Source organism: Metabacillus niabensis, assembly GCF_020524345.1.
GTDB lineage: Bacteria > Bacillota > Bacilli > Bacillales > Bacillaceae > Metabacillus > Metabacillus niabensis_B.
In genome coordinates this window covers 1-8,653 of record NZ_JAIVLH010000049.1, presented here as the reverse complement: position 1 = coordinate 8,653, position 8,653 = coordinate 1, and the positions used below count along the sequence as shown (strand labels likewise).

Sequence of the window (8,653 nt, the reverse complement as noted above, 5' to 3'; positions counted from 1 at the left end):
TCATCTGAACACCACCTAGAGTTTATATATTTATTTTAAATGAAAATAGCGAAGACTTCCTCGATAAAATCGAGAAAGCCTTCGCTTAAAACGATATAGAGACTTTTTCAGTGGCCTCCCCGCATAAGGTTATCTTTTTAATTTCCATGAAATAAGTCTGTTACATTATACCATTATTTCTGCAGGAAACCCCTTATATGCCAACGTTTCGACGGCACTTCACACAGATGAAATAAAAATGTAATATAATTTAGTCTATATTTGCCGAAATTTGATGGTATAATTAATTTTGTAATTTAAGGACAAGGGGTTACTATGTCTATTTTGTCGACATTTATCGACAGGTATTGACATAGTTTCAAAGTGTAAAAAAACAACTTTAGGTGGTTTATATCTATGATTGAAATGTCAGAAGTATATAAAACATATCCAAATGGTGTGTTAGCTATTAATGGAATAGATATTATGATAAATCAAGGCGAATTTGTATATGTGGTCGGACCAAGTGGTGCAGGGAAATCGACTTTCATTAAAATGATGTACCGTGAAGAAAAGCCTTCAAGCGGAAAAATCGTAATTAATGGTGTTGATCTTTCAACCCTGAAAGAATCTAAGGTTCCGATGTTACGACGTCAAATAGGTGTCGTTTTCCAGGACTTTAAATTGTTACCGAAACTAACAGTCTTTGAAAATGTCGCATTTGCATTAGAAGTTATCGGTGAAAATCCGAAAAGTATAAAAAAGAGAGTACTAGATGTTTTAGATTTAGTTCAGCTTAAACATAAAGCGAGGTTTTTCCCTGATGAGTTATCTGGTGGGGAGCAGCAGCGTGTGTCCATTGCCCGTTCGATTGTCAACAATCCCGCCGTTATGATCGCGGATGAGCCGACAGGAAATCTTGACCCTGATACATCATGGGAAATTATGCATCTGTTTGAAGAAATTAATAATCGTGGCACAACCATTGTAATGGCAACTCATAATAAAGAGATTGTAAATACATTGAAAAAACGTGTTATTGCTGTTGAAGATGGAAAAATTGTGCGTGACGAAGCAAGAGGGGAGTACGGTATATATGATTAATACTCTTGGCCGTCATTTACGTGAAAGCTTAAAAAGTTTAGCAAGAAATACTTGGATGACATTTGCATCCGTCAGTGCTGTAACAGTCACGTTAATTTTAGTCGGAACATTTCTTGTGATTATGATGAACCTGAATCATGTCGCAGATAATCTTGAAAAAGACGTAGAAATTCGCGTTTTAATTGATGTCACAGCTGATGAAAAAGCCCAGCAAACACTGAAGGGCGAAATTGAAAAAATAAGCCAGGTTGATTCGGTTGTTTTCTCACCTAAGGAAAAAGAATTAGAAAACTTAGTAGATAGCTTGGGAGAAGAAGGGAAATCGTTTGAACTATTTGAGCAAAACAATCCGTTGAATGATGTGTTTGTTGTAAAAGCAAAAGAACCGCGTGATACAACTGTTGTTGCAGAGAAACTAGAAAAATTAGATAATGCATCAAAAGTTCGTTATGGACAGGATCAGGTTGATAAATTATTTAATGCCATTTCTGTTGCACGAAACATCGGTATTGCGTTGATTATCGGGTTGATTTTCACGGCGATGTTCTTAATTTCAAATACAATCAAAATTACGATTATTGCTCGTAGACGTGAAATTGAAATTATGAAATTAGTTGGTGCAACTAACGGGTTTATCCGCTGGCCATTTTTCCTTGAAGGATTATTATTAGGTGTACTTGGCTCAGTTGTTCCAATCGTATTAATTAGCGTCAGCTATCAATCGTTATATACATGGGCACTACCTAAGCTTCAAGGATCATTTGTTGAAGTATTACCATTTAGCCCGTTTGTGTTCCAAGTTTCAGCACTATTATTGTTAATTGGTGCGTTGATCGGTGTTTGGGGAAGTTTAATGTCTGTTCGTAAATTCTTAAAAGTGTAAACTAGCAATTTCTTAATTGCTAGTTTACTAGTTTTTACATAAATATGGGGGAGGATGAATGATGAAAAGAAAGCTAGTTGCGTATAGCTTGGCTGCTGTAGTTGGGACAAGCGGGTTGTTACTTCCGAATAACCACCTCGCCCTTGCAGAATCACTACAGGAAAAAAAGCAGGAAATTGAAAGCAAACAATCAGATGTGTCATCAAGCTTAAGTGAAAAAGAAAGTGAAATCAATGAACTAAAAGGTCAACAGGCAAATATTGATTCGGAGATTCAAAAAATTGACACTCAATATTCAGAAACAAATGGGAAAATTAGAGAGCAAGAAGAAAAAATAAAAGAAACGCAAAAGCAAATCGAAGAGCTAAAAGTAAAGATTGCTGAAGTAAAGGCGCGTATTGAAGAGCGCAATAAGCTACTTGAAGATCGAGCACGTGCACTTCAAGAAACAGGTGGAATGATTAGCTATTTAGATGTGCTTCTTGGTGCTCAGGACTTTGGAGACTTTGTTGGTCGTGTAAGTGCTGTATCAACCATTGTAGAAGCTGATCGTGAAATTATTAAAGCACATGAAGCTGATAAACAGCTTTTAGAGCAATCAGAGGCAGATCTAAATAGTAAGCTAAAAGAATTAGAGACAGCTTTAACAGAATTAGAATCTCTTAAAAAGCAATTAGCTGTCCAAAAGAAGAAAAAAGAAGAATTAATGTCACAAGTTATGCAGAAACAAGATGATGCCCTTCATGAAATGCATGAATTAGAAGATGAAGCAGCCTTCCTTGCAGAGCAAAAACGTGCAATTGAAGCAGAAGAAAAACGTCAGCGTGAAGAAGCAGCACGTGCAGCAGCTGAAGCAGCAGCAGCTAAGAAAAAGGCTGAAGCAGAGGCAGCAGCAACGGCGAAATCAAGTTCATCAAGCTCTTCTTCGTCATCATCATCAAGCTCAAGCAGCAGTAGCAGTAGTTCAGCATCATCTCAAAAACCAGCTGTAAGCAGTGGTTCGTTCATGTGGCCGGCTTCCGGAACATTTACATCCGGATATGGTTACCGTGAGCATCCTGTAACAGGCGGTAGAAAACTGCATGGCGGTATTGATATTGCCAACAGTGCAGATGTACCAATCGTTGCAGCAGCAAGTGGAACAGTCATTCGCGCAAACTACTCCAGCAGCTTTGGGAATGTTGTGTACATCTCTCATAGAATAAATGGACAAGTCTTTACAACTGTTTACGCACACCAAGAAAGACTGATGGTAAGTGCGGGACAATCTGTATCAAAAGGCCAACAAATCGGAATCATGGGGAACACAGGCCGTTCAACAGGACAGCATTTGCACTTTGAAATTCATAAAGGTGCATGGAACGGATCTGCGAGTTCTGTAAATCCGTTAAACTATTTACCATAACATTACCCTGATAAAAACCTTCTAAAACACGTTGTTTTAGGAGGTTTTTTGTGTTTTGAAAAGGTGGGGACTCTGTGACTGGTGTGCGGTTTTCGGTGGATGGTAGATGAAGAACAAAACAGGTGAGAAGCAAAGAAGAAATGTCCTTCATAAGAGGAATGAAGGACAAAACAGGTGAAAGCAAAGAAGAAATGTCCTTCATAAGAGGAATGAAGAACAAAACAGGTGAGAAGCAAAGAGGAAATGTCCTTCATAAGAGGAATGAAGAACAAAACAGGTGAGAACCAAATAAGAAATGTCTTTCATAAGAGCAATGAAGAACAAAACAGGTGAGAACCAGCTAAAAAATGTCTTTCATAAAAGTATGAAGAACAAAACAAGTGAGAACCAGCTAAGAAATGTCTTACACAAAAGTATGAAGAACAAAACAGGTGAGAAGCAAAGAAGAAATGTCCTTCATAAGAGGAATGAAGGACAAAACAGATGAAAACAAAAAAAGATATGTCTGCCATAAATAGATAAAAGACAAAACAAGCAAACATGAAGTTTGAAAATCACACACCTAACCTTACAATCCATCCTAAAATCCCTTCTCAATTGCCTTACATGATTTGGCCAAGCTTGTCATATACTAAAATAGTCTAAAAAAATTAGGAATGACATAACCTGGCGACGTTGGAAATAGGAGGTAAACGATGAATCAGAAAATCACAGCACTGTTAATGACCCTAGCCTTAATAGTTGGCGCTGGTGGTATGTATGTAGGAATGGAAATAACAGAAGACAAATCATCAAAAGAGGTTGAGGCGGTCCCAACCTTTGGAAACGTGTTTCAAGCTGAAGAAGAAAAACAAGCGACAGAAATTGAAGGCTATGAAAAGTTTCAGCAAGCACTTGAATTAATTTCAACAAAATATGTGGAGGAAGTGGATCAGGAAGAACTTTTAGAAGGTGCGATACAGGGCATGCTTTCTACATTGGATGATCCTTACTCTGTGTATATGGATAAAAAAACAGCCAAGCAATTCTCTCAATCACTTGATTCATCCTTCGAAGGAATCGGTGCAGAGGTCGGGATGAATGATGGCAAAGTAACGATTGTGTCTCCTTTTAAAGGATCCCCGGCGGAAAAAGCAGGTCTAAAACCAAATGATCAGATCATCAGTATTAATGGAGAAAATGTTGAAGGGTTGGACCTGCATGAAACAGTTTTAAAAATTCGCGGCAAAAAGGGAACAAAGGTAGCCATTGAGGTACTTCGTCCAAACTCAAGGGAAAAGCTAACGTTTGATGTTGTTCGCGATGAAATCCCACTTGAAACAGTGTTTGGATCAACAAAGGATTATCAAGGCAAAAAGGTTGGGTATATTGAGGTTACATCTTTTTCAGAAAACACGGCTGAAGATTTCAAAAACACTTTATCTAAGCTTGAAAAGGAAAACATTGAAGGTCTTGTATTAGATGTTCGCGGAAATCCTGGAGGATACTTACAAAGCGTTGAGGAAATTCTAAAGCAGTTTGTGACAAAGGATTCTCCATACATTCAGATTGAGGAGCGAAATGGTGATAAAAAGCGCTATTTCTCAACACTTTCTAAGAAAAAAGAGTATCCGGTAACAGTCTTGATTGATAAAGGAAGTGCATCGGCTTCTGAAATCCTTGCAGGTGCGTTAAAAGAAGCGTCAGGCTATGACATCGTTGGTGTTACTTCGTTTGGAAAAGGAACCGTTCAACAGGCAGTTCCGATGGGGGATGGAAGCAACATTAAATTAACGCTCTACAAATGGCTAACGCCGGAAGGCAATTGGATTCACAAAAAAGGAGTCGAGCCAACAATAAAAGTAGAGCAACCGGAATTGTATCAGGCCAGCCCACTCCAAATTGAAAAACCATTAGTACCTGATATGAACAATGAACAGGTCAAAACGGCACAAGTTGCGTTAAAAGGATTAGGGTTTGAACCAGAACGGGAAGATGGGTATTTTAGTAAAGGAACGGAAACTGCTGTAAAAGCTTTTCAACAAACAAATGAACTTCCGATTAGCGGAAAAATTGATCAACAAACAGCTAATATAATGAACCAGAAAGTATTGGAGCAAAGAGAAAAAGAAGAGAATGATTTGCAACTGAAAATGGCGATTAAAGCTCTTTTTAAATAGGGATGAAATAAGAACTGGCTGATGCTAGTTCTTATTTTTCGTTTAAGGACGTAAAAATCCAAGTGTTTCCGAACTTATATAGTAGATTATATTCGTCGTATTCGGTGAAATTTGGGAGGTTTAATGTTAATGAGAAATTCAAGCTTTCAAAAGGAGCAGGTTTATCAGGAGATATTTACACAATTAACCGAAAGCAGTTCTGCACAGCCGTTTCATTCGAGCCCAAGTAAGCCGATAAGGTTATTTAGCATGTATGTGGCAAACTACACGTCCATTAAAAAGGTAGAACAAATTGATGAGGACTGTGTAAAAGAGTATTTTCAATACTTGCTGCAAAATCATAAGCGTTTGTCACTTTCTTTAAGTGATATTAAAAAGTCGATGAAAGTGATTGTGGATTTACTGGGAATGGAAGAAGAGCAAAACTTTCGTGATTTTTCTCTTTCAAACACCACTCTCTGGGAGAACTTAAAATAAGCATACTCAATTATACCTTGAGATGGTAAAATATGAGTAACCTAGTAGAAACGGGTAGAAACAGTAAGGTGGGATTCTGTTTTGGTTGAAAATTGGTTACTAGAGTTGCTGTGGGCAATGGGTCGCTTTTTTATCCATCCGCTATTTTATTTATTTTTCCTTATTTCATTCATGTATGGCATGCTTCGTATTAAGCGTGAGCGAAGTTCTTTTCATATTCGTGTACAGGATATATATGATGAAATGAAGTTTACGTATACAAAGGGACTATTGATGGGACTTTTTGTCTCGATCGCGATTTTCGCGCTTGGTCTGAGTCTTCCGTTTGGAACAGTTGTTATTTTGGCCATTATTACAGCGGTGCTGAGTTTTACACTTCAGCTAAGATGGTTGTCGGCTGCCTTTACAATCGGGCTAACATTATTGGCTGTTGCGTTCATGCCGGATCGATTTGAGTCTTTTTTTGTGGGCTTTTCTGGGACAAGCCTTGCTTCACTTAGTATTTTAGCAGGGATGTTGATTGTTGCTGAGGGCATATTAGTGATGCGTACAGCACATCAGAATACATCTCCTTTTTTAAAAACGAGCACAAGAGGATTGCCGATCGGTATCCATCAGGCAAATCGAACGTGGATGCTGCCGCTTCTCCTTATAGTTCCTGGTGGAGATTTAACGTCATCTTTAACATGGTGGCCGGTTCTATCCATTAATGGTGAGCCGTTTTTATTACTGATGATTCCCTTTTTCTTAGGATTTAGCCAGCGGGTTCAAGGTTCACTGCCGAAAGAGAGCATAAACACGACAGGACAGCGGGTTATGTGGCTTGGTGTGATTACGCTTGTACTTGCTGCCGGTAGTATTTGGTGGACACCTCTAGCATATATGGCTGTAGGCATTGCGATGGCAGGTCGTGAGTTCATTACCATTCGTCAACGAATGAATGATGCTTCTGCCGCCTTTTATTTTTCAAAACGAGATCATGGCTTAATGATATTAGGAATTCTGCCGCAATCTCCTGCTGAAAAGATGAATCTCAAAGTAGGAGAAATCATCATGAAAGTAAACGGGTATTCTGTTCACACCGTCGATGAATTTTATCAAGCCCTACAAAAAAACCGTGCATTCTGCAAGTTGGAAGTCATTGGCTTCAACGGAGAAATCCGCTTTGACCAACGCGCATTATATGACGGTGAGCACCATGAATTAGGAATATTATTTGTCCAAGATCATAAGAAATGGGAAGATGAAGCTGTATAATTGTGTAATTGCGCAAGATGTAACGAAATGGACTTTTCAAAAATAGTCCCCAATTTCCATAAAGTAAAAGTGAAAAGAATAATTAGTTACCTAACACATATAATGAAAAATAACCGCAGTGCGCCAACACTACGGTTATCTATTCAATTTAAGGTTTTATACTTGAGAGTAATTCACCCCTGTCGCCAACAGCAGGGTGAATTACTCTTTTGTTTTCTCGATTAATAGGACGATTAAAGTCACTAATGCTATCATAAACATTGCTGTATTCATGTCCATCAGTTGCACCTCCCTTATGAGAGGCTAAGACAACCAACCTTTCTGCGAGAGTCTTTTTGTCATCGCAGAAAAAGGAGACCTGTCTTCCCAATCGTGATCATATTAAACTTTTACAGCTATGTTATAGGATATTGAGCATGGTGCATGTCTTATGACCCTTTTTTGAAGATTTTTAATAAAAGTTAAAAATTTTCAACTCTAATGCCAAAAAAGATATGCTTAAGCATCACTAGATTTTTCTCTAAATAATATTTCGTTGAGTGGAGGATAATCAAGGGCATGCCAAATTCTAAGAAAGAATTCGATTGATGGTTGTGATTTATTATTCATATAAATGGATAAATTACTTTTATCGATGCCTGTCATTTCTGAAAGTTCTTTCTGAGTCATTTTTCGTTCTTTCATTATTTTCTTCATGTTATTTTTAATCAAGCCATCTTGATAATGAATAAGCGGTTCAACATTTTCCTTTGGCGTATTCCTTAGTTTTTTGGCTGCTTCATTTAGAATAGGAAGAAACTCAGGAAGAGATTCATACAATTTCCTGGTTATTTCGTTAGGTTTATGAGCATCAATGTTGTCCAGCATAGAATCGATAAAATACATGGTTGCCCCCTTGATAAAATCTTCCGGAGTATACTCAACATTTATTTTATCCATTTTAGCTTCCACATTGGCATATGTCGTATAGGACTGCAACTTTTCAAAATTATCCTTTTTGAAACCTACTTTCACATATACAAACCCATCATCTTCCGGTGTACCCTCGGTGTCAGTTGAATCATTTTCGCCAAAGCCCATATACACAACTTTAGAATGATCGGCATTGTTTTTTTTCCTCATGTTCATGTATATCGCCTCCTAAACGTGGACAAGATATGCTTAACAAAAAAAAGAGAGGTGCTAAAAGTGACAAAAGATGAAAGAAAAGATGTAACAAGAGACATAGGCGGCACTGGAAAGCGTTCGTAATCACAAAAAAATGACGACACAATTAATGTCTTTTTTATTATATGTCTATTTAATCGCTCTTATTAATTTCAATTTAAAAATCGGGACAGAGGGACAGGTACCTCGTCCCGATTTTTATTTGGGACGAGGTACCTGTGC

General features: G+C 37.8%; 9 protein-coding genes. 7 read left to right on the top strand and 2 right to left on the bottom strand.

Annotated features, from left to right (window positions below; translation table 11 throughout):
* Positions 1 to 396 precede the first annotated feature (396 nt).
* The 7 genes from ftsE to LC095_RS26345 all read left to right on the top strand — a co-directional run bounded on the left by ftsE (position 397) and on the right by LC095_RS26345 (position 7,264).
* Complete coding sequence (ftsE, locus tag LC095_RS26370) at positions 397 to 1,083, top strand: cell division ATP-binding protein FtsE (RefSeq protein WP_226530881.1); 687 nt, start codon at positions 397 to 399, stop codon at positions 1,081 to 1,083.
* A complete protein-coding gene (gene ftsX / locus LC095_RS26365) occupies positions 1,076 to 1,966 on the top strand; it encodes a permease-like cell division protein FtsX (protein ID WP_026559713.1) in 891 nt (296 codons plus the stop codon). The genes ftsE and ftsX overlap by 8 nt, the downstream gene beginning before the upstream one ends.
* A gap of 61 nt (positions 1,967 to 2,027) precedes the next feature.
* Complete coding sequence (locus tag LC095_RS26360; RefSeq protein WP_226530880.1) at positions 2,028 to 3,371, top strand: murein hydrolase activator EnvC family protein; 1,344 nt, start codon at positions 2,028 to 2,030, stop codon at positions 3,369 to 3,371.
* Between the two features lie 158 nt (positions 3,372 to 3,529).
* Positions 3,530 to 3,652 (top strand): hypothetical protein, encoded by a 123-nt coding sequence (locus tag LC095_RS27020; RefSeq protein ID WP_264196218.1) that lies wholly within the window; start codon positions 3,530 to 3,532, stop codon positions 3,650 to 3,652.
* A gap of 414 nt (positions 3,653 to 4,066) precedes the next feature.
* The gene (locus LC095_RS26355) at positions 4,067 to 5,530 is read left to right on the top strand and encodes a S41 family peptidase (RefSeq protein WP_226530879.1); all 1,464 of its coding nucleotides are present in this window, start codon (positions 4,067 to 4,069) and stop codon (positions 5,528 to 5,530) included.
* 129 nt (positions 5,531 to 5,659) lie between these two features.
* Complete coding sequence (locus tag LC095_RS26350) at positions 5,660 to 6,007, top strand: swarming motility protein SwrAA (protein WP_226530878.1); 348 nt, start codon at positions 5,660 to 5,662, stop codon at positions 6,005 to 6,007.
* Positions 6,008 to 6,088: 81 nt separating this feature from the next.
* The gene (locus LC095_RS26345; protein WP_226530877.1) at positions 6,089 to 7,264 is read left to right on the top strand and encodes a PDZ domain-containing protein; all 1,176 of its coding nucleotides are present in this window, start codon (positions 6,089 to 6,091) and stop codon (positions 7,262 to 7,264) included.
* 148 nt (positions 7,265 to 7,412) lie between these two features.
* On the opposite strand, the gene LC095_RS26340 is transcribed toward LC095_RS26345, so the two are convergent.
* Together LC095_RS26340 and LC095_RS26335 are read right to left on the bottom strand one after the other, a co-directional pair.
* Positions 7,413 to 7,580 (bottom strand): hypothetical protein, encoded by a 168-nt coding sequence (locus tag LC095_RS26340; RefSeq protein WP_226530876.1) that lies wholly within the window; start codon positions 7,578 to 7,580, stop codon positions 7,413 to 7,415.
* Between the two features lie 182 nt (positions 7,581 to 7,762).
* On the bottom strand, positions 7,763 to 8,392 hold the full coding sequence (locus LC095_RS26335; protein WP_226530875.1) for a helix-turn-helix domain-containing protein: 630 nt from the start codon (positions 8,390 to 8,392) through the stop codon (positions 7,763 to 7,765).
* Between the last annotated feature and the right edge of the window lie 261 nt (positions 8,393 to 8,653).